The sequence below is a fragment of the uncultured Butyricimonas sp. genome (assembly GCF_959596855.1).
In the GTDB taxonomy this organism is placed as follows: domain Bacteria; phylum Bacteroidota; class Bacteroidia; order Bacteroidales; family Marinifilaceae; genus Butyricimonas; species Butyricimonas muris.
In genome coordinates, this window is sequence record NZ_CAUFYA010000024.1 from 31154 (window position 1) to 52691 (window position 21538).

At 48.3% G+C, this 21538-nt stretch carries 13 protein-coding genes; 12 read left to right on the forward strand and 1 reads right to left on the reverse strand.

Annotated elements, in window-relative coordinates; genetic code table 11:
- Positions 1-200: 200 nt before the first annotated feature.
- The 12 genes from Q5866_RS11495 (at position 201) to Q5866_RS11550 (ending at position 18586) form a co-directional block, all read left to right on the forward strand.
- Positions 201-1250 (forward strand): tyrosine-protein phosphatase, encoded by a 1050-nt coding sequence (locus tag Q5866_RS11495; protein WP_303180341.1) that lies wholly within the window; start codon positions 201-203, stop codon positions 1248-1250.
- Between the two features lie 45 nt (positions 1251-1295).
- On the forward strand, positions 1296-2732 hold the full coding sequence (locus Q5866_RS11500) for a bifunctional UDP-sugar hydrolase/5'-nucleotidase (protein WP_303180343.1): 1437 nt from the start codon (positions 1296-1298) through the stop codon (positions 2730-2732).
- Between the two features lie 364 nt (positions 2733-3096).
- Entirely contained in the window at positions 3097-4785 is a 1689-nt protein-coding gene (locus Q5866_RS11505; RefSeq protein ID WP_303180344.1) for a TldD/PmbA family protein, read from the forward strand.
- Between the two features lie 181 nt (positions 4786-4966).
- On the forward strand, positions 4967-6757 hold the full coding sequence (locus Q5866_RS11510; RefSeq protein ID WP_303180346.1) for a metallopeptidase TldD-related protein: 1791 nt from the start codon (positions 4967-4969) through the stop codon (positions 6755-6757).
- Between the two features lie 228 nt (positions 6758-6985).
- Positions 6986-7543, forward strand: a complete 558-nt coding sequence (locus tag Q5866_RS11515; RefSeq protein WP_303180348.1) for an RNA polymerase sigma factor — start codon at positions 6986-6988, stop codon at positions 7541-7543.
- The gene (locus Q5866_RS11520; RefSeq protein WP_303180349.1) at positions 7540-8130 is read left to right on the forward strand and encodes a Spy/CpxP family protein refolding chaperone; all 591 of its coding nucleotides are present in this window, start codon (positions 7540-7542) and stop codon (positions 8128-8130) included. Before Q5866_RS11515 ends, Q5866_RS11520 begins: the two co-directional genes overlap by 4 nt.
- Before the next feature lie 72 nt (positions 8131-8202).
- A complete protein-coding gene (locus Q5866_RS11525; protein ID WP_099290472.1) occupies positions 8203-8490 on the forward strand; it encodes a hypothetical protein in 288 nt (95 codons plus the stop codon).
- Between the two features lie 41 nt (positions 8491-8531).
- Positions 8532-11378: a TonB-dependent receptor gene (locus Q5866_RS11530; RefSeq protein WP_303180351.1), complete on the forward strand. Its 2847-nt coding sequence runs from the start codon at positions 8532-8534 to the stop codon at positions 11376-11378.
- A 12-nt stretch (positions 11379-11390) separates the two neighbouring features.
- Positions 11391-12596, forward strand: coding sequence for a DUF4876 domain-containing protein (locus Q5866_RS11535; protein WP_303180353.1), 1206 nt, complete (start codon positions 11391-11393; stop codon positions 12594-12596).
- A 26-nt stretch (positions 12597-12622) separates the two neighbouring features.
- The gene (locus Q5866_RS11540) at positions 12623-14200 is read left to right on the forward strand and encodes a DUF6850 family outer membrane beta-barrel protein (protein WP_303180355.1); all 1578 of its coding nucleotides are present in this window, start codon (positions 12623-12625) and stop codon (positions 14198-14200) included.
- Between the two features lie 23 nt (positions 14201-14223).
- The gene (locus Q5866_RS11545) at positions 14224-16164 is read left to right on the forward strand and encodes a 4Fe-4S binding protein (protein ID WP_303180356.1); all 1941 of its coding nucleotides are present in this window, start codon (positions 14224-14226) and stop codon (positions 16162-16164) included.
- 250 nt (positions 16165-16414) lie between these two features.
- Positions 16415-18586 (forward strand): S46 family peptidase, encoded by a 2172-nt coding sequence (locus Q5866_RS11550; RefSeq protein WP_303180358.1) that lies wholly within the window; start codon positions 16415-16417, stop codon positions 18584-18586.
- A 259-nt stretch (positions 18587-18845) separates the two neighbouring features.
- Here the strand turns inward: Q5866_RS11550 and Q5866_RS11555 are convergent, their stop codons facing one another.
- On the reverse strand, positions 18846-21500 hold the full coding sequence (locus Q5866_RS11555) for a zinc-dependent metalloprotease (protein WP_303180360.1): 2655 nt from the start codon (positions 21498-21500) through the stop codon (positions 18846-18848).
- Between the last annotated feature and the right edge of the window lie 38 nt (positions 21501-21538).

Sequence of the window (21538 nt, forward strand, 5' to 3'; positions counted from 1 at the left end):
TTTATTGTAAACTTTTAAAGATACATGACAAGTCACGGGTATCCTTCGGATGTCGTTTATCGGCAGCCCAAGCTACCGTGAGCAAAGCGTCCCCGCAGGGGGCCATTGACCTTATAAACTTTATAGACCTTACAGACTTGACAGACTTAATTATTTTTCGCATATTTGTAAACACCAACACGATTAAAATACAGAACATTATGAGAGTAGCCATAATTATTATTACCACGACCATCGTATGCCATTCATGTAAAGACAAGACACCTGACAAAACGCTCGCGAACGGGTATGCCACGCCTGATATGGCAGAGATTACTGTCAACAAAAACACGAAAGAAACGACAATAACCTTACAAGTCGATGGAGATTGGGCACTATTCGAGGCTTCTTCCATCGATGCGCTCGACACGCTACAAACCCCGATTGGCAATGGTAATTCCAGTAATACAACAACCAACAGCATAACCATCCCCTCCCCGGAGAAAAAATATTACCGGCTCGTCACCCCGCGAGAAACGTTCACCTTCTCCGAGAGGCAACTCCCTATGGCGGGCGGGTATAACTTTCGTGACTTGGGCGGATTCCCGACTCAAGACGGGCGGCACGTCAAATGGGGTAAACTATTCCGTTCCGACGATTTGCACAAACTGACGGAAGCCGATTTACATTACCTGTCAAGCATTCCCGTCACCTCCGTCGTGGACTTCAGGGGACCGAAGGAAATCGCCAATGCCCCGGACAAACTACCCGGCTCAACCCGCCATGCCTACAAGCTATCCATTGAACCCGGCAACGTGCTCACCCTCGTGAATTTCTCCGATCTCGGTCCCGAACAACTCGACAGCCTCATGACTCAAATATACGTGCATCTGGTCACCGAGGAACCATTTATTGAACGGTACAGAACATTCTTCCAATTATTGCAAGACAGCACGCGAGTCCCCCTGCTCTTCCATTGTTCCGCCGGGAAAGACCGCACGGGTACGGCTGCCGCGCTCATCCTGTACGCCTTGGGGGTGGACGAGGCGATCATCATGGAAGATTATCTCGCCTCCAACCATTACCTCGGCGACAAATACGCCAAGGAACTGGAACAAAACCCCGGTCTTAAACCCGTGCTCACGGTGAAACGGGAATTTCTGCAAGCCGCGATCGACCGGATAAAACAAGATCACGGCAGCGTGGAGAACTTCCTCGTGAAGGTATTACATGTAGACATCCCCAAATTCAAAGCACGCTACCTGTATTAATATACGCTGATTTTGACTATATTTGCCGCCCGATAAAAAGATACGATGAAACACGAGCGGGCAAACAAACGGGTGAACTTCTATTCCGGTATTCGCTACCGGTACATACTCTTGTACATCTTTTTGCTGCTTGTCGGTTGCCGGACAAAAACGGCGGAAAAGGAAATCGTCATCATCTCCACCAACGACATTCACGGGCATATCGACCAATTCCCCAAGTTGGCGACATTCGTGGAACGCGTGAAAGCCGAACACCCGAACGTGATTCTCGTTGACGCGGGCGACCGTTTCACGGGCAATCCTTACGTGGACTACGCCGAGGAACGGGGCAAACCCATTATCACGCTCATGGATGCGTTGGGGTATGCGGTCGCCACACTGGGAAATCACGAGTGCGACTACGGGCAGGAAACTCTACGCCGAAGAATAAATGACGCCTCCTTCCCCATCATTTGCGCTAACATCAACTCCTCCCGTGCCGCGTTGGACACGATAGCTCCCTATCATTCCATGACGGTCAACGGGCTTGAACTATGCTTCATCGGGCTGACGCAAACCACGAACGGGCTTCCCGACGCCAATCCCGATCATTTCACCGGAATCACTTTCGACGACTACCGACAGACTGCTGCCCGGTACAAATACTTGAAACAAAACAGCGATGCCCTCATCGCCATCACCCACTTGGGAGTAGACGCCGATTCCGTGCTCGCGATGTCCATGCCCGAACTGGACGTCATCATCGGCGGTCACACGCACACCTTGCTGGACACAGCCAAGTCCATAAACGACGTCATGATAGGACAGTCTGGAATCGCGCTGAAATATGCCGGAGTCACGATACTGAAATTCTCCGGCAAGAAGCTGATTCACCGTTCATTCCGCTCCGTCAACATCGACACGATTACCCGTCCCGAGCCCCGAATCCTCGATCTGGTAAACCAATTTTACGACAGACCGGAATTTAAAAAGATCATGGGGCATACATCCCGCCCGTTGTCCCAAGAGATGACAGGACACATCGTGACAACCGCCACGCGGGAAGCCACTCGCGGCGACTTCGCTTTCTACAATCTCGGGGGCATCCGCAAAACCCTTATCCCGCCGGGCGACATCACGCTGGAAACCTTACTCGAGATAGAACCTTTCGGCAACCATATCGTCATTCAGGAGATGACCGCCGAAGATATAAAACTCCTCCTGCTGAACCGCTTCAACGAACTTCGAAAATACCCGTTCACGGACTTGCTCATGGCGGGAGGTACCTTTTCCATCACCCGCGACAGCACGGGCAAAGGCATCGACGTCCTCTTGAAAGACCATTCCGGCACCCCGCTCGCGAACGGAAAGCGTTACCGTGTCGCCTTGAATAATTACATCAACGCCGAGTACTCCTTCCCGGGCAAAGGCAAGGGGATACACTCGGGCATTTCCGTCATGGAAGCCCTGCTCGCCTACCTCAAGAAACACCCTTCTCTATAAACACCTCCCCGTTTCCCGGTGCAATACAACACTTATCCCCGCATCGAGCTACCCGCAAGCCTCCCGCTACCCCCTGTACAAGGCAGGAATTACCCGAAATAGCCAAGATATCACGTGTGTTAAATTTACTTATTTACCACTAAAACGTGGGCGATGAGTGGGCGAACATCAGGCGAACATCGGGCGAAGCCTTTAGACAACCACCCAAAAGCTGCCTAACCCCCACCCATCGAGCCAGCTTATCCCTTGTCCCGGGGTTATAAATGTATAGCTATAACTTTTTTTTACCCCATCCCGCGCAAGTTTTTCCAACCGAGGTTGTCCAAACCCGTGACGAACAAGAGAAAAACTAACAGCATAAACCATGAAAAGAACCCGTATTATTATTTTAGGGATTATACCCATCCTCCTTATTCCCTTTATATCCGGCGCACAGGATCAGTTCACCGACTTTCTGAGAACAGAACTCCGTGCCCAAATGGACGAACTGAAGAAACAAGAGTTCCCCCCGTATTACATGAACTATCGGGTAGTGGACGAGCAATTTGCCCGCGTGATTACCTCCTTCGGGGTATTGACCGCGAAAGAGAGCAACCGGGAGCGTACGCTGGTGCCGCAAATCCGAATCGGGAATCCCGAATTTGATAATTTCAAGATCAAACAAATGGGTTCCCCCATCTCCCGTTTTCACGGACCGTCATACGCCGTACTCCCTATCGACGACACGAACGGGGACAACGCCACGCGGCAAGCCATCTGGAACGAGGTGAACAACCGTTACAAGTTTGCCATCGACGCCTACCAGACCGCGAGAGCCGAAACCACGATCAACGTGGCGGAAGAAGACAAGGCACCCTGTTTCTCGCAAGCACCCGCGGAAAAATACTACGAGGCACCGCTCCCCGCCAACCGGACAGCGGTAGACCTTGACGCGTGGGAAAAACGACTGAAGGAAATCTCTGCCGTGTTCAAGAAACATCCCAAAATACTACGGGGAGATGCCTCTTTCCGCTACACGGTGAAACGTATCTACGTGCTAGACTCGGAAGGAACGGAAGTCGTGCAGAACCTCACTTACGCCCGCATCATGGTACAAGGTGCCGCGAAAGCGGACGACGGCATGGAATTACCGCTCGTGCTTTCCTATTTTGCCCATTCGCCGGAATCCCTCCCCTCGAACGAACAAATCATGAAAGACGCCAACCTCATGGCGGACAAACTGATCGCCTTACGGGACGCGCCGATTGTCGACCCGTACACGGGTCCCGCCATCCTGTCGGGGAGTGCCAGCGGGGTATTCTTCCACGAAATATTCGGTCACCGCATCGAGGGACAACGCATGAAAAGCGATAAAGACGCCCAGACATTCAAGAAAATGATCGGGGAATACGTGTTGCCCCCTCACCTCCAAGTGTTTTCCGACCCGACACTCAAGAACTACGCCGACCAAGACATGAACGGCTACTACAAATATGACGACCAAGGCGTGAAAGCCGAGAGAGTGGATGTCGTGATCGACGGGAAACTAAACGATTTTCTGATGACAAGAACACCGCTCGACGCACATCCCCGCAGCAACGGTCACGCCCGTGCCGACATCGGTTACGACCCCGTGTCCCGCCAGTCCAATCTCGTGGTGGAAAGTTCCGACCCGAAAACGGAAGAAGAACTGCGCCAACTATTAATCGCCGAGATCAAAAAACAAGGAAAAGACCGAGGATACTTCTTCAAAAGCGTGACGGGCGGCTTCACCATGACCAACCGTCGGGGAGCGAATGCCTTCAACGTAACGCCCCTCGAAGTGTACGAGGTGTATGCCGACGGTCGCCCCGACAAACTGGTGCGGGGAGTAGACCTCATCGGGACACCCCTCTCCATGTTCTCGAACATCATATACGCCGGTAAAGCACCCGAAATATTTACCGGGACGTGTGGCGCAGAATCGGGCGGCATACCGGTAACCGCCACCTCCCCGACCATTCTCGTACAGAAAGTAGAAATGCAGCGCAAAGCGAAAGCCTCCGACCTGCCCCCTATTCTGGAAAAACCATGAAAGTCCATAAGGTCCATAAAGTCCGTAAAGTCCATAACACTGGAGTCCTTCGGACTATATTTATCAGCAGCAACGCTGCCGTAGGAGAAGCACCCCACAAGGGTCAATGACCTTATGAACCTTACAGACCTTATAGACTTTATGAACCTTATAAACTTTATGAACTTTAACCCTTAATGTCATGAAAAGATTTATCCTCTACATATTATTTCTCTTCCTTATCGGAAGCCTGTCACCCGTTTCTGCCCAGACGGCCAAAGACGACGTTATAATCCAAGCCATGCAGGACGAATTGCAGCGCAACATGGAGCAATTGAGCCTGCCCAAGGTGCAGAAGCCGTTCTTTATCTCGTACGCCACGGGAGTATCCCGCAACTTCGAGATCTCGGCTACCTTGGGTGCGGTTACACGCTCGACGGAAAAACCGGAACACATGGTCGGCTCGGTCAAACTACTACTGGGCGATTACAGGGAAAACAGTGACAGCCGCTACCTCGGCAGGCACACGAGGGTAATCCTGTCCATGGAACCGGATTACGACCTGCTTCGCCAAGATTACTGGCTCGCGACGGATAACGCCTACAAGAACGCCTCCCGCGAGTGGATCACGAAACGAAGTATGCAGAAAAGAAACGTCCAGTCCGGAGAAGAAACACAACTCCCCGATTTACAACAAATACAACCGCAAGAAAAAATCATCACCCCCCAAATCCCGTTTGTATTCAACCGGGAGCAATGGGAAGAAAACCTTCGGGAATTATCGGCAATCTTTGCCGACTACCCCGAATTGTACAATTCTTCCGTTCAACTGTCGGGCATGGACATGGAAGTCTACCTGACTACCTCCGAGGGAACGGTGGTAAAACAACCCGTGCGGGTGGTTACCCTTCGGGCAGAAGCCACAACCCGCACGGACGACGGGATGCAAATCAAGGACGCTTTCGGGATAACGGCACGCGTACCGAACGAATTGCCCGCGTTGGCGGAATTGAAAACCCGAATCGGGAATTTCGCCGAACAACTTGCGGCACTGAAAAAGGCGGAAACTATCGACCCGTATTACTGCGGTCCCGTGTTATTCGAGGGAAGTGCCGCCGCGTCCATTTTGAGAGAGAATCTATTGAGTCAGGAAGGACTGTTCGCCTACCGGATGCCCCAAGATCCCAGAACAGCGTCCCAGAACAAGGTCAATTCCATAGCCCCCCGCATGGGACTAAAAATCATAGACAACCGCCTGACCGTTAAGAATTACAGCACGTTGAGCAAATACAACAACACCCCGTTACACGGAGCCTACGAGATAGATGCCGAAGGCGTGATACCCCCTCAGGAAGTCACGCTGGTTGAAAACGGGATACTGAAAAACCTGTTGAACGGCAGAGTTCCCACGCTCAACTGCGAGAACACTACCGGAAGTTCGCGTTACATCGCTTCCGACCGGGAAATCGCGTACAAAACGGCACCGGGAACCATACACGTGTCGGCAAAAAACGCCGTGAAACCGGAAACACTGAAAAAGAACCTGTTGAAAATAGCCAAGTCGGAAGGTCTGTCACACGCTTACATCGTGCGGAAAATAGCCGGAAACGCCACCCGTATCTACCGGGTGAATGTAAAAGACGGCAGCGAAACACTGGTACGCACGGGAGAAATCATGCCCATCACCTTGTCCCATTTAAGAAGATTAAACGCTATTTCCAACAAAGAAAATGTCAGCAACTATCTCTTGGACGGAGAAGTCATATCATCAATGATCTACCCGTCGGCACTGTTGCTGGAAGACATCGAGATCAAAAAAGCGGAAGTGAAGAAAGAAAGCGAGCCGGCACTCCGGTTCCCGTTGATATCGGGCGAAAGCGTAAAAACGCTTTGCCCTTGGAGGCAAAAGTCCATAAAGTCCGTAAGGTCCATAAAGTCCATAAGGTCACAGGCGTCCTTCGGACAAGGTTTACCGGCAGCTACGCTGCCGTAGAAAAAGCGCCCCGCAGGGGTCCATGGACCTTATAGACTTTACGGACTTTATGGACCTTCGACTAAAAAGATTATCCACTTCAAATAATTCAATTATATTTGCACCATATGCATACACCAATACCCTAATACACAAAACAATACAACAGACAGCTAAAAAGCCGCAAAGACAAAAGATATCGCATCCGGCGATATACCCGATTGACAGTTTTTGACCCAAAAGTTGTACATGTGTGAAACATTGAGAATAAAAGCAATCCTTGAAGGAGATCAACGAGCCTTCAAGGATCTGGTTGACGATTATAAAGTGATAATCGTCAACGCCTGCTACGCTTTCGTTCACGACAAAGACGATGCCGAGGATCTGGCGCAGGAAGTATTTATCCAAGCCTACGAATCCCTCGACAAATTCCGGGGAGAATGTAAACTCTCCACGTGGCTGTACCGCATTGCCGTGAATAAAGCGATCAATTACAAGAAATCCGTCCGGTACAGGATGAAAAGAATACGTCTTGAAGGGGACAACCCGATGTCCATTCCCTCGAAAGACGAATTGGCACAGGAAAAAATAGAAAAAGAAGAAATCATATCACATCTCCACCAAGCGATCAACAACCTGCCCGAAAGGCAACGCACCGCTCTGGTTTTAAATAAATATGAAGAACGCCCGTACAAAGAGGTCGCCGAAATCATGGGTATTTCCCTCGCTTCCGTCGAATCCCTCCTGTTCAGGGCAAAAAGCTATTTGGAAAAATATTTCAGTAACTATAAAAACGATTTGACATGACAACGGGTAACAAGAACAAGCTATTTTACTGGTTCAACATCATCTTCCTCATGATAAACACCTCCCTTGTGGTCTTCTTGTGGTCGAACACGAGCCAAGAGCAACCGACCGAGAACACGAGCCAAGAACTGAACATGGAGTTTTTAAGAGAGGAACTCGAACTGACCGACGAGCAATACGAGCAACTCATGGAAATGGATCGCCAAGTGCTCAAAAGACACGAAACCGTTCTGAAATTACTGTGCCAGAACCGCTACCGTCTTCTGCACGAACTCGCGAAACCCGAGCCCTCCATGGAAGAACTGAACAACACGGCGAGGTCTGTCGGTTTCCTACACCGGGCATTGAAGAAGCAAACCATCTATCATTTGCTGAACGTGAAGAAGATATGCACCCCGGAGCAATCCAAGAAGCTGAATAAAATCTTTATCGACATTTTAGAGATTGACAAACACTGCCCGGAGTGTAAAACCAAATGCAGCAAAAGCGAGAAAAAAGAAAAATGCCGTCGTTGCACGGGAACTTATCCCTATGACAATCAAGCCGAAGACCGACTCCGACAGCAAGAAAAAGATTCTTTACTATAAAAAAACGGGCATCTAACGCAAGTTATCCCGTACCCCGTTGTCAAATACACAAATACCTAAATCTCAAGCGTCATGAAGTGGGAAAATATAATTCAAGAAGATAGAATCAAATCCGTGTCACCCGATTTCACGGAACAAGTGATGAGCCGCCTTGCCGGGTTACGCAAGTACGAGTTCCGATTCAGAAAACGTTACCTCGGGATGAGCATAGCGGCAGGCATCATTATGGGGATGATCATGCTCGGGCTGCAACACCACTTGGGGGAATCACGAGATCGTGACACGATGCTCAAAGAATGGATCGGTCAATACCATCTCGACGACATGAACCTTGAAAAAATGGACATCAATCTGTTTTAACGGAAACCTAATACCAACTTAACCTACAAATACAATTAACTATGAGTCTTTATCGTTTCATTTTTCTATGCTTGTGTATCTTCTTCACAAGCCAACTTCCTGTAACAGCACAGGAAGCGGAAAAAAAGGTAATATTCGAGGGAACTATCCTCGATTCTAAAACCGGAGAAACCCTTCCGGTCGTGGTTATCCATATCAAAGAACTGAACATGTGGACGACTTCAAACCTCGAAGGCGCCTTCAGTTTCAAGAATATCAAACCGGGAACCTACACGGTTACCGCCTCGTGCCTCGGGTACAAGGATTACGAGATGAAAATGGTGCTCACGAAAGACGTGACCAATTACAAGCTCCGGCTGGAAGAAGTATCCCTCGCCATCTCGGAAGTGACGGTAACCGCCAAATCCGGCGGTAAACTGAACAGTTCCTACTCGATCAACAAAACGGCAATCGAGCACTTGCAAGCCACCAGTTTGACGGACATCATGCAATTGCTGCCGGGAGTATTGACCTTCAATCCCTCGCTGACAAAGATCAACCAGATCACCATCCGCGACTTGCCCCCTATCACCAACGGAACGGCTGTCCCGAACACGACCAACGCGCTGGGTACCGCCATTATCATCGACGGGGCGCAACTAACCAACGACGTCAACATGCAAACCCGCTCATCGGACAACAACGCGTTCTCCACGAGCAGCGAAGGGGGTATCGATACCCGCCAGATCCCGATCAACAATGTAGAATCGATAGAAGTCATCAGCGGTGTAGCCTCCGCCGAATACGGCGATTTGACTTCCGGAGCCGTTATCGTGAGGACGAAAGCGGGACGGGCACCCCTTGAAGTCGGTTTCAAAACCGACCCGAACATCAAGCAGGTGAGCGCCACGAAAGGATTCGCCCTCGGCGGCAACAAAGGATTTTTCAACGCTAACATGGACTATTCCTACTCCAACAAAGACAACCGTTCCCCCTCCACCACGTTCAACCGGATCACGCTGGGGTTAGGCTATTCCAACACGTTCAACAAAGAACGGACACCCCTCAGCTTCAACGCCAAATTCAACGGTCACATGACTCTCGACAAGCAAAAAGAAGATCCCGACATGAAACAGGAAAGACTGTACAAGGCGGAAGACAAACAAGCTAGCCTCAACCTGTACGGGAACTGGATGTTGAACAAATCATGGATCACGAACTTGAAATACACGGTAGCCGGATCATACGGGAAACAATACAACTACGAGAAAAAATGGAATTCAGGAAGCATGCAACCCACGACATCCGCCACCGAATCGGGACCCAACGTGGGGACATTCCTGCCTGCACAATACTTCAGCACCTTCTGGGTGGAAGGAAAACCCTACACGGCACAGGCGAAATTGGTTGCCAACCTGTCCGGTAAATACGGTGCCGTCTACAACAGTGCCCTCGTCGGAGCCGAATGGAGAGTAAAGGGAAACAACGGTGACGGCAAACAATACGGGCAATATCAACCCGCGTCCGGACTGCGCCCCCGTTCATTTAAAGACATTCCCGCCATCCACGAGTATTCGTTCTTCGCGGAGAACAAGCTGACCATTCCCTTGAGCAAACAGCAATCTTTCGAACTCTCCACCGGGGTCCGCCTGTCGAACATCAGCACGGACGCCGCAGATTACGACGTGATGGTCGATCCCCGTTTCAACGGACGACTGGTACTCTACGACCAGAAATGGAAAAAGAGCGGTTTGCAGCACCTCAGTATCCGAGGCGGCTGGGGTATCCAACACAAGATGCCGACCATGTACTACCTCTACCCCGACCCCAGATACACCGACAGAATCGCGTTCCAATACATAAACGGCGATACGACACTGGCAGTATATCACACGCAGGTCACCCCGACCGATAACCCCGATCTGAAAACCCCGATCAGCCGGAACACGGAATTTGGCGTGGATGTCAACCTTTTCGGCATCAGGGCAAGCATGGTATACTACCGCGAGAACTTGAAAGACGCTTTCAGCACCAGCAAACAAGTGATCCCGTTCCACTGGACACGCTTCAAGAATCTCGACATCGTAACCAAACCGGAATACATCAACGGTGAAATCGTCTATGACGGCGGAAAAACCGTCGAGTCCTATCAAGACTCTATATTCATTTCCTACGACAGTCCCAGCAACGGAAACCGCATCAAGAAATGGGGAATCGAGTACACGCTTGACTTCGGTATGATTCCCGCCATCCGTACCTCGCTGATTGCCAACGGAGCCTACCGCTACGAAAAAAGAACAGACCAGAGTCCGCTGATGCGCGATAAATCCACCACCTACTACGACTACGCCGGAATCTACGCGGGCACGGACAACGGGGTGGATAACGGAAGGATAGCACAACGCTTCAATACCAATTTACAGATTATCACGCACATACCCAAGTTACGTTTCATCGTGAGCCTCACCATGCAATGCGTGTGGGTAGACAACAGTAAACGTACCTTCAGTTACAACGGGAAAAACATGATTTACATGAAAGACGAAGCCGGCAACATCGTCCCCGGTAACCCGAACAAGGATTCGCAACATTACAAGTACATCAACCCGACCCATTACATGGATTTGGCGGGTAATATCCGCGAGTTCACGGACGAACACGCCAAGATGCCCGAATTTCAGAACCTAATCCTCAGCTCCAAGCCGAAATACTTGTTGCAGGATAACTTAGACCCCTATTTCATGATGAATTTGCACTTGACGAAAGAAATCGGGAAACACACCACGTTCTCGTTCTACGTGAACAACTTGACGAACTCATCCCCGAAACGTTATTACCGTTCCACGGGACAATACCAGAGAATGAACTCCGACATCAGCTTCGGCGCAGAACTCAAGTTAAAATTCTAAACTCCGAATACCATGAAAAAATACATATACTCCCTTCTGGCACTATTCTTCATGACAGGCTGCCTTAAAGACGAAAAGATACACACGAGTCTACAACTTAGTCTGGACTTCCCGGAAGAATTTGCCGACATGGACAGGACTCCTATCGTGGTGACTTTACGAAACACGTCGAACGGCGTGCAATACAAGAGCAATTGCGACGCGAATGGTATCGCCTCGTTTAGCGCGGAATACGGTTTCTACGAAGCGAGTTTCCAACACAAACACATTGATAATGAAAGTGGAGTCATCCACATTTTCAACGGGCGTTTCGAGAATATCGTTCTTTCACAAGAAATGGAATCCCAAAACGCCACTCCTTACCCGATGGAGATCATCGCGGCAACTTCGGCTCAATTGATTATCAAAGAATTTTATCACTACGGATGCATCGGCAACGACGGGAAGAATTACACGTATGACACGTACCTGTGCATCTACAACAATTCGAACCAAGTGGCTTACCTCGACAGCATCTGCATCGGAATGGTTACCCCGATGGTAAGCAACTCCCCGAGCAGATTCATGGTAAACGGCAGCCTGCCCGATTTCTTACCCTTGGACCAAATGGCTTGGCAATTCCCCGGAACCGGCAAGGATTATCCCCTGCAACCCGGCGAAGAATGTGTCGTCGCTTACTCGGCAATCAATCATAAAGCCCTTCATCCCAATTCCATCGACCTGTCAAAAGCAGACTACGCCTTCTGGACAGAAGAATTTGACATGAGTTCCAGCCAAGTACAAAAACCCGCCATCGGGGTAAAACACATGGAGTGTATTTGGAGAACAAAGAATACGACTAAAGCATTCCCTATCGCCAATACCGCCAAAGCCATGATATTGTTCCGCATAGAAGGACAAAGTGCCGCGGCATACGTGGCAAATCCTGATAATATCACGAAAGCCCCGGATCAACCGACCGGATTGGACTATCTGAAAGTGCCGCAAGAATGGGTACTTGACGGCATCGAATGCGTTACCAGCGCGGAAAGAAACAACAAACGCATACCGACCAGCGTGGACGCCGGCTTCTTCTTTATCGAAGGCGGGGCTGCCGGATGCGGATTGGCTGCCATCCGGAAAGTGGAAGAAATCGCGGACGGAAGAATAGTCTATCAAGACACCAATAATTCTTCCTTGGATTTGGAATCCGGAACACCGACATGGAAAAACAGATAAGGTCATAACCCTAAAACGCAAGCATTATGAAATTCAATAAAATATATACCTTAGGTTTAAGCCTTCTCTTAGGCAGCACACTATCGCTCTCTGCCCAGAAAGAGGATAAAAACATCTACAACATGGAGCGTTTGAAAGCTGACAATCCATGGATTAGCTCGTACAATGCCGCCGGATTGACATTCAACCGATTCTCAGACTTCTCGTTAGCCGAAATCGGTTTTCAATACGACAAAGGGGATTTCAGAAACGTGATAGACCCGACGTCAGCCTTCGGCACGAAAATATTGGCAGAATCTTACCGGAAAATCGACAAAGTCTACTTTTACGGGAAATTCGCTTTCGATTATATTCATCGGCAAAACAAATCGTGGTCGAGCGTACTCGATCCCTACGCGACCCCGTTCTTTCTTGCCGACTCCGTACCGGGACGCCAGACTCTCGAATCTTATATTCTGGACGCGGGAGTGGGAACCACGTTTGGCGAACATTGGGCTGTAGGCGGATACGTTCATTATCAAGTAGCTTCCAACTCCAAGAAAAAAGACGTGCGCAACACCAACACGTACATGGAATTTGAAATCTATCCCGGTGTCATGTATAAATCGAAATATTTCAACTTGGGAGCCAACTTCCTCTACCAACGCTCGACAGAGAAAGTGACTAACAAACTTTTCGGGGAAGGAATCAATCACGAAGTATTCTACTTCGAAGGCATGTGGTTCTACACCTCTGTCACCACGACAAACAACTACTCGGAAGACCGTAACTACACGACCAACATTTACGGGGGCGCAGCCCAAGTCGAACTGGCAACCGGGAAAGTGAGATTCTTGAACCAATTCACGGGGAAGAAAGCCGACCAAACCATCTGGATCAATCATGTACAGGGGCAAAGAGGCGGACAAATGGAAAGAACCACTTACTCGTACAACGGACACCTCGATATTGACGGGGATAAATTCCACCACGTGATCAAAGGAGAAGCCCATTTCAACGAAACGCAAGGCTTTGAAAATATGCAGAAATCCGAAATCGTGGACGGGTACACCACTTGGACTCAATACGGGAAGAAAAATAAAAACACGCAAGACGCCACCACTTACGACGTGAGCTACACGCTCTACCGGGATCGGGCGATGCTCGATAACTTGTGGAACGCCAGCGCGGGAGTAAAAGGTTTCAACGTGGAAAACACATACCGCCTCTACCCCGTGGAATATTCCCAGAAATGGGAAAACACGGAAGTGTACGCCGCCTTCAACAAGAACTTCCAATTCAAGAAAGGGATGTTCGACTGCGGTATCGGACTTGCCTACATGACGGGCGACGGCACAATGCTGAAAGTAAAGAGCGTGTCGGACGAAATCACGGGAGAAGACCTTTACAAACAGCGCACCGATCTGCTGCAACGTGAATTTGATTACATCACGGCAGACAAATTCACGGGACAACTGAAAGCCCGCTATACCTACTTCCTGAACAAAGAAAAAGGCATGAACCTCTACGCGGACGCCCATGCCACGTGGAAGAGGGCATTAAGCGGCAGTTTCAAGGACGACGACCGGACAGCGGTCAAAATAATGTTGGGATTTTCATTCTAATAATATAAAACTAAAGAAAAGTCATGAGCAAAATTAAAAAGAATTTATGGAGGCATGTATTACAAATAGGTGTGATTGCCCTCATTGTCGGATTTATCGTGAAAGTATTTTTCGGGGGGAAGCCGGCGGATGTTGAAGCTTACTGCCCGCTAGGCGGACTGGAATCTCTCGCCACCTTCCTGAATTCAAACACACTCGCCTGTAGTATGTCTATCGTGCAAATCATGATAGGTATCGTATTGGCTGTCGGAGTCATTCTATTCAGCAAACTGTTTTGCGGGTACGTGTGTCCCCTCGGCACCATCACGGAATGGCTGGGCATACTGCGCAAGAAAATGAAGATTAAATACGAGATACCCATGGGTTCGGTAGCGGACAAAGTACTGCGGGTATTCAAATATATCATCCTCTTCTGGATATTCTACATGACTATCACCACAAGCGAACTCTTCTGCAAGAACTTCGACCCCTACTATGCCATGGCAACCGGATTCAGGGGAGAAATCACGGCTTGGATGACCGTTATCTCCATGCTCCTGCTCTTCCTCGGCAGCCTGTTTATCAATATGTTCTGGTGTAAATACATTTGCCCGCTGGGAGCGTTGAGCAATATTTTCAAATTTACCCTCACCTTCGCCGTGTTGGTCGTACTTTCCCTTATCGTCGGGGCTATCGGGTTATCCATGCCGTGGGTATGGTTGCTGGGAGTTGCCTGCGTGATATGCTACATCTACGAGATCGTGTACTACGAGAGCAAGGTATTCCCCTTGTTGCGCATCACGAAAGACGAAACGACGTGTACCAATTGCGGCGCTTGCAGCCGGAAATGCCCGCAACAAATTGACGTGAAGAACATGAAAGTGGTCAAACACGTGGATTGCACCCTGTGCGGGGAATGTATCGCTTCCTGCCCGGAGAAATCACTGAATATCAATCGCCGTTCCGGCTTGCGCTGGGTTCCGGCAATTCTGGTTGTCGTCTTGTTCTTCCTCGCCTTGTGGATGTCCCAACATTGGGAATTACCGACCATCGACGAGCGTTGGGGAGATGAAGCAAAAATCGAACGCCTCGAATCCTTCGAACGGGACGGAATGCGCACGGTGAAATGTTTCGGAAGTTCGAAAGCATTCGCGAACAAGATGCGCACCGTGCCGGGAGTTTACGGGGTAACCACATACGTGAACCGCTTCGCCGTCGTGATTCATTACGACCCGACCGAAACCACGAAAGAGAAAGTCGAGGAAAGCATGTTCACCCCGACAAAACGCAAACTGAACACGCCCCCGGCAAACGTGCAGCAATTGAAAGTTGTCACCATGGAAGTGGATAAACTTTTCGACCGGATGGATATAACTTTCTTGGGCAACATCATCAAAGAAAAAGAAGGATTCTACGGTATCGTATCCGAATACGGCTGTCCGGTGAAAGTGATATTGTACATGGACGTGAACAAACCCGTTGATAAAAAAGAACTGCAAGGAATCGTGGAAACCCGCAAATTCGAAATGCCGGTTCACGGGGGCGGGGTCAAAGAAATCACTTGTAACTACGAGTTGACTAGCGTATCCGATCAAGTAGACACGATAGGACGCCAAGAATTTTTGGATTACATGTTCCCAAAAACATCTTCCGCGTTCAAAGGCAACAAGGATAAATATGACGCGAACGTCGCCACCGCCGTTTACGAAATGGACTACCCCGGCATCGACAAACCGTTGATTCAACGGCAACTCCCTTACTTGGGCAGCTTCCTTTCCAACAACCCCGGTATCCTTGCTTACGAAACAGCACTCCGCGGCGATATGTCCGTCATCCGGATTACCTACGTGAAAGATGTCCTTGACGACGAAAAGATATGGGAATATCTCCAATCTCCCCAATGGACAATTCACTTTAAAGACGGCACCGTGAAAGATATGGATCCTACCCTCAGTTTCAAACAACAGGGAAAGACCGTAGAATGATTCTGTGATTGTCGATTAAATAGAGGTGTGTTTTGACACACCTCTAGTCCATAAAGTTCATAAAGTCGAGCCTCCGGCTCTTAAAGTTTATAAAGTCCGTGATTAATAACGTGATGATATCCAATATGTATTCATGGATTACTTGTACATTTGACCTTACGACCTTATGGACTTTCAGACTTTATGGACGAGAGGGCGTGTCAAAACACACCTCCTATTACATTTTTCTCAAACCATTAAAATTATCACCATGTCACCAATACGTCAGATTAAAAGTCTGTTACTCGTCTTATGCCTTGCCTTCCCCACTCTTTCGTTCGCGGACGAGGGGATGTGGCTCGTGCAACTCATGGCACAGACCAACTACAAGGCAATGAAATCCCACGGGCTGAAACTGAAAGCCTCGCAGATATACAACGAGGAACAACCCTCGATAAAAGACGCCATCGTTGCCATCGACTACGGCACCTGCACGGGAAGCATGATCTCCCGACAGGGACTGATGATTACCAATCATCATTGCGCCTACAACGATATTCAAAAACTAAGTTCCCTCGAACACGATTACCTGCGGAACGGTTTTTGGGCAAAGAGCCAATCGGAAGAAATCCCCCTGCCCGGCAAAGTGGTTTTATTCCTCGACCGGGTGATTGACGTCACTGACGAGTACCGGGAAGAACTGAAAAAACATGCGCCGGAAAGAGAATACCCCATCTATTCCATGCGAAAAGTAAACTTCATGCTTGAGAAACGTTATGCCAAAGAAGGCTACGAGGTATCCTGCAACGCGATCATGAAAGGCGATAAATATTACCTCTACTTCTACCGCATATTCAAAGATGTACGTCTGGTATTCGCTCCCCCCACGTGCTTCGGGGCTTTCGGGAAAGACACGGACAACTGGACATGGCCCCAGCACAAGGGTGATTTCACCATGTACCGCGTGTACGGGGACAAAGACGGCAACCCGGCAGAGTACTCCCCGGCAAACACCCCCATCACCCCCCGTTATGTACTGCCCGTATCCATGAAAGGAGTGAAAGAAGGGGATTACGCCATGATCATGGGCTACCCGTACACCACCTCCCGCTACACGCCCTCGTGGGGAGTTAGCGAAAAAATCGGACGTTCCAATCCCGCCATGATTAAGGTAAGAACCAAAAAACTCGACATCCTTAACGAGGCGATGAACGCTGATCCTGAAGTCAATATCAAGTACGCCTACAAAGCATTCTCCATCAGCAACCCGTGGAAATTCACCATCGGGGAAAGCGAATACGTGAAACGCTACCAAGTGGCAGCCTTGAAAGCAGAAGAGGAACAACGCCTTGACCGCTGGATTAAAGCCGCTCCCGACCGTCTGGCACGCTACGGCAACCTGCTGGAAGAACTGAAAAACACGTACGACATCACCGCCCCCTACATCTCGTCGGACGTCTACTACAAGGAAGCCATTGTCAACGGTGCCGACATCATGCGTCTTGCCATGCGGGTACGGGGGTTGGAGTCTTCCATGCTCCGGGAAAAGGTCACCACGCTCGACCCGAAAAGCACACAATGCGAGGGTTTCCGGGATTATTGCGAGAAATACTTCAAAGACTACGACGAGGCGACGGACAAAAAAGTATTTGCCGCCCTCTTCCCGCTCTACGTGAAGAACGTGAACCCGGAACATTTACCCGCGGAAGTCACGAACCTCGTGCAGGAGTACAACGGCGACTACACCCGGCTGACGGATTCACTTTACGCCCGCTCTTTCTTGGCAAACCAAGAGCGCCTGTACGCGGCATTGGAGAACTTCAATCTCGAACTGTTGGCAAACGATCCGGTGTACTCGCTCTCCCGAATCACGCGGGAAACGAATCAAAATCTACGGGACGGCATCCGGGACAACGAGAAAAAAAATGCTTACTTACGCACACTCTACACGAGAGCCCTGCTCGAAATGAACCGGGATAAAACTCTTCCCCCGGATGCCAACTCCACCATGCGCATCACGTACGGCAACATCGGCGGCTATTCGCCAAAAGACGGAGTCACCTATTCTTACCGTGCCTCTATCGACGGCTACAATGAAAAATACGTGAAAGACGATCCGGAATTTGACCTGACACCCGAAGCCTTGGCAGCCATCCGCACGGGGAATTGGGGACGTTACGCCGATAAAGACGGCAAACTATACACGAGTTTCGCCTGCAACTTGGACATCACGGGAGGCAACTCCGGCAGCCCCGTCCTGAACGCGAAAGGCGAAATCATCGGTCTTGCCTACGACGGCAATTGGGAATCCATGGCAGGCGACCTGTATTTTCATCCCGACTACAATAAAAGTATCTGCGTGGATATCCGCTTCGTTCTCTGGATTTTAGACAATTATGCCGGGGCAACAAATATACTGAAAGAAATTTCCATTGTTGAATAATAAAAAATTACTATATTTGTATTTGTCAAGGAGTGAGTAATCTTGATACGAAAAGCACACTACGATTATTTAATGTTTTTAATCAATCGGTCACTGAAGCACGCACCAAAAAAAGTGATCTTAGTTTGATTCCTTGACATAGCGACCTCGCGACGAGGTCGCTTTCTTTTTACTAACAAAACAATATCAATCATCAAAAAAGGAGGTTATCCCGAAAGGGACAACCTCCTCATCTTATAAAATAAGCATAAAATGCTAATTACTTTTTCTTCATTTCTTCCAACACGGATATCAAACCTTCATAATGCACTCTATCATCACGGTTCGCTGATGCTAACTTACCCTTCAACAAAGTAACAACCCGTTTCAACATGGCCTGATTATACCCAAAGCTATTGTTAATAGCATCAATTTCCACCTCACCTTGGAAAGGCGAAGCTCCCTGTCCAAACTGCACGGGCAACCCTTCAGGTGCCAAAACGTTCATTCCGAATTCTTCCTCAATATTCTGGGAATGACTATGTAGCACCTCCATCAATCCTTTAGGACACAACTCGTAAGCCTCAATTTCTGCCAAAGATGGATTCAAACTTTGAATTCCTTTATTACTTAGGTACTTAGTAGAGATAGCAGCCATATTCTTGAAAATATTTTCTTGAATTATTCTATCTGCTGCAGTTAATTTTCTTCCCTGAATCGTGGGAGCAAATACGCCGGCATACAAATCGTCGTAGAATTCACCAATTGTATAAGGATTTTTCTCTTTTGAAACATGAGAAGACAAAATTACATGTCCTCCTTTAGCAACGATAGCCTTACTAATTCCGGCAACAATCTTTGCAGACGGATATACAGCCAATCCCGTTTGATTGATTAATTCGGGAAGATTAATCCAGTCACTATTTCTCAATTCTTTAATCACCCATGCCAACGCTTCCTTTTGTTTTGCACGCGGCACAGATACCACAGCCGCACCAGCCGTACCATCTTTCACTTGTGTCAAATGCACACCACCAACCTGATACAGCACATTCAACAAATAACGCGTATACTGCGACTGAATAGCTTTGTAAAGTTGCATTCTATGAGTGTAATCCACATCATCTTCAATCCACTCGTTCAAATGGCTCAAGATATATTTCAAATTCTTGATCCCGTAGGTACTTGCTTTCAACGGATCATCACCCAAATCTTCTTCCAATGCACTCGGGTCGATACGAAACATCAATTGCTGACGACCGTAACGATAAAGAGGATCTCCAGCCTTCTCGTCAAGCCATTTTTGTGTAATCTCGGCTTCCTCCCACATATCCTTCGCTTCCGGAACAGGAGAATACAACCACTTAATCACGTAATAATCATACACACCAAGTTCGGGAGGTGTCAATTTCACTCCTTTATCTCCCGGTTGCGCTACATAATTGAAACGAGCGTAATCCATGATAGAAGAAGTTGTCCCGTATTTTTGAGTGAAAGAAGCGGAACGCAACGAATCCACAGGAATTGAAGCAGAAGCTGACATATTGTGCATCAACCCCAAAGTATGCCCGATCTCGTGAGAAATAACATAAACGATAGACTCGTCAAGAACATCTTTCGGCATCTTAGAGGCACGAACGCGAGGATCAAGTTGCGCGGTTTGAACAAAACGCCAGTTATTAATCAACTCTACAATATTATTGTATACAATCACGGAAGCATTGATAATCTCTCCGGTTGTCGGGTCTACCCACGACGGTCCCATGGCATTTGCCACTGCATTCGGGCAATAACGGATACACGTGTATTTCAAGTTATCCGGATCGAAATTAGGATCATCCTTCGGGAAATCTTTTGCAACCATCACGTTTTTGAAACCTATCTTCTCGAAAGCCTTATTCCAAATCAAAATTCCCTCTTTAATCGGACCTTTCCACTCGTCAGGAAAAACATCATCCACATACCACACGATCGGCTTCACTGGTTCAACAAGCTCTCCGCGCTTCCAAGCTTCCATATCTTTGGGTTCCAAACGCCAACGGTTCGACAAAATATAAGTATCAAATCCGTCTTTTTGTTGAGATATTTTCCGAATAGGCAACTGCATTCTATCACTTGCAGAGTTCACCGTGAAAAAAACTCCGACACGGGAATCCTGAATGCGAGGTCTCATTTTAGCCTCCGGCAACAAAAGGAAAGTAATCACCGAACGAGTCGACACCTGTCCAAAATCTATTTTGCCAAATAATGTTGCGATATAAGCCTCTACCGGCTGAGAAACTTCCACAGATGCATTATCTTCAAATGCTTTTATACCTTCAAAAGAAAATTTACTTGAAACTGGAGATGAAGTTATCATTCCACCGCTAACTTTCGGGGCAAGTTCTTTATCCTCCTTTATAAAGGAAGTCACGTCAATTACCACGGCAGAACTATCCGAGTTATACGAATGAATCGAGAACGATTTTGCCGGTATATCGATATAATTCTTTTCCATGGCCTTCTTTACCCAAGGTTTATCTTCTCCCGCGGTAGCCGCCAAATTGGGTTTATTGAAAACAATTGCAGAATCTTTTTTAATCACGCGATAGAGCTTAGGATCATTGTATTTATAACCCACGTTAAGTAATGAAGGCTCCGAAGTAGCGGACACGGTTCCTCCCACTAATATTTCACGATTCACATATTTCAAAGGATACTCCAGATAAATCTTCTGTCCCACTTTGTGAATCGTCAAAAAATCACCTTTCGCGGTAACGATTCCCGGGCTTTTCATCAAAGTTTCGTATTTATTCTTCTTCTTGACAACAGGTTGTTTCACCTCCTCTGTTGCTTCTTTTTTCTTCTTTTTTTTGAACAACTCCCCTGCATAACTCTCTCCCGCGGAAGGAATAAGCAAGGACAGTAACATTGCTAATACAAAACAATTTTTCATTTTTAAAAATTTAAAATTAAACATTGTGATAACATAAA